This is a genomic window from Kitasatospora sp. NPDC047058 (genome assembly GCF_040643935.1).
Lineage (GTDB): Bacteria > Actinomycetota > Actinomycetes > Streptomycetales > Streptomycetaceae > Kitasatospora.
In genome coordinates this window covers 1-1,713 of the sequence record NZ_JBEYVJ010000800.1, presented here as the reverse complement: position 1 = coordinate 1,713, position 1,713 = coordinate 1, and the positions used below count along the sequence as shown (strand labels likewise).

The window sequence follows — 1,713 nt, the reverse complement described above, 5'->3', positions numbered from 1 at the left end:
GCCTCGTGCCCAGCGTATCCGGATCGGCCGCCCGGGGCCGGGCGGGCGGGCGCAAGTGGCCCGCGGCCACCCGGTCTACCAGGTGCGGGCGGCTCCGGCCGCCCAGGCGATACCGATCACCACACAGAGCGCCAGGAGCACCAGGCCGAGCCCGACGGAGGTCCAGCCGCCGCTGGTCAGGGCGTCCAACTGCTCCTGGTAGGTGGTGTCGCTCGGCACGGGCATCCCGTCCGTGACCGGTCCGGTCGCCCGGGCCTTGCAGACGTCACCGGGGACCATCGGCCGGCCGTAGCAGGTGGGCACCTCGGTCTGCAGCTTGCCGACTCCGGACAGGACCAGGCCGACGCCCGCGGCCAGCAGTACCAGCAGAATCACCGCACCCATGCCCGTGCAGACCCCCGTCCCCGCCCCGGCCGCCACCTCTACCAGCAGGACGCCGGCCGTGCGCGACCCGGTTCCGGTCGCGCTGCGGCGCGGCCCGGAGAGCGCAGCGGGCGCCACCGTGGTGACCGCCCGTCGGCGGGACCGCCGGCTCCGCGGCCGGGCGCGGCGGCCGGGTTCGCGGGCCTCCGTTTCCGGGCAGCGTGGTGGGCGTGTCCCGGACCTCGCAGAGCCTGCCCGCCATCCCGAGCCTGCTCGCCGTCCACGGCCACCCGGACGACGAGTCGCTGCTGACCGGTGGTGTCCTCGCCCGGTCCGGGGCGGCCGGGGCGCGCACGGGTGTCGTCACGGCCACCTGGGCGCCGGACACCGGGCGGGCCGCCGAGCTCGCGGAGGCGCTGCGGATCCTCGGCGCCGGGCCGCCGCGGCTGCTGGGGTACGCCGACGCGCGGGTGCCGGAGTCCGCGCCGGGGGCCCGCCGGTGGTGTGACGTGCCGTTGGACGAGGCGGTCGGCCGGCTGGTGGCGCACCTGCGCGCGTTCCGTCCGGACGTCGTGGTGGCGCCCGACGCGTACGGCGGTCTGAGCGGCCATCCGGACCACGTGCAGACCCATCGGGTCACCGTCCTGGCGGTCCGGGCCGCCGCGCTCCCCGGCCTCTACCCGGAGGCCGGGGAGCCCTGGGGCCCGTCGGCGCTCTACCTGGCCACCCACCCGCACTCTTCGCTGTCTTCCGTCGCGGCGCGGCTGGTCCGACCGGGACGGCCTGCGTTCACGGTGCCGGACGAGGCGGTCGCTGCGACGGTCGACGTCACGCCCTGGCTGGACCGGAAGGTCGCGGCGATCCTCGCGCACTGCAGCGAGGTCGTCCGCGGGGCCCTGCCGGGGCGCCTCGCCGCCCTGTCGGCCGCCGCCCGCGCGGAGCTCCTCGGCACCGAGTGGTACCTCCGGGATCAGCAGCTGTAGCCAGCGCCTGTGACCTGCGGTGACACCGGGTGCACGGCGGCCACCCGGTCGGGACGCGGCCACTGACCTATCGTGGGTGGGGAGTGCCGGTGCGACGTCCCGGCCCGGCGGCGCCCGCAGGGCACGCCGGCCACGGGACGGAGCGGTGACCGGTGCGCCGGGAGAGGCGGCCGACGCGTACGAAGCCGGTGCCCGTCGGAGCGATGCGTCTGCCGACGCCCACAGGTCCACCTCTCGACCGGGACAACCAACTCGTCAGGAGCCAGGCATGGGCCTCATCCACATCGAGCTGTTCGCAACCCTCGACCTCGTCGCGCAGGCGCCCGGCGGACCCGACGAGGACCCGGCCGGGTTCCCGTTCGGCGGC

General features: G+C 76.8%; 2 protein-coding genes and 1 pseudogene. 2 read left to right on the top strand and 1 reads right to left on the bottom strand.

The window, feature by feature from the left end; all coding sequences use genetic code 11:
• Positions 1–75 precede the first annotated feature (75 nt).
• Positions 76–384, bottom strand: coding sequence for a hypothetical protein (locus ABZ885_RS40625; protein ID WP_360200157.1), 309 nt, complete (start codon positions 382–384; stop codon positions 76–78).
• A 230-nt stretch (positions 385–614) separates the two neighbouring features.
• Between ABZ885_RS40625 and ABZ885_RS40620 the strand changes: the two genes are divergently transcribed.
• The gene (locus tag ABZ885_RS40620; protein WP_360200159.1) at positions 615–1,346 is read left to right on the top strand and encodes a PIG-L family deacetylase; all 732 of its coding nucleotides are present in this window, start codon (positions 615–617) and stop codon (positions 1,344–1,346) included.
• 268 nt (positions 1,347–1,614) lie between these two features.
• A pseudogene (locus ABZ885_RS40615) lies at positions 1,615–1,713 on the top strand (deaminase); the annotation flags it as partial.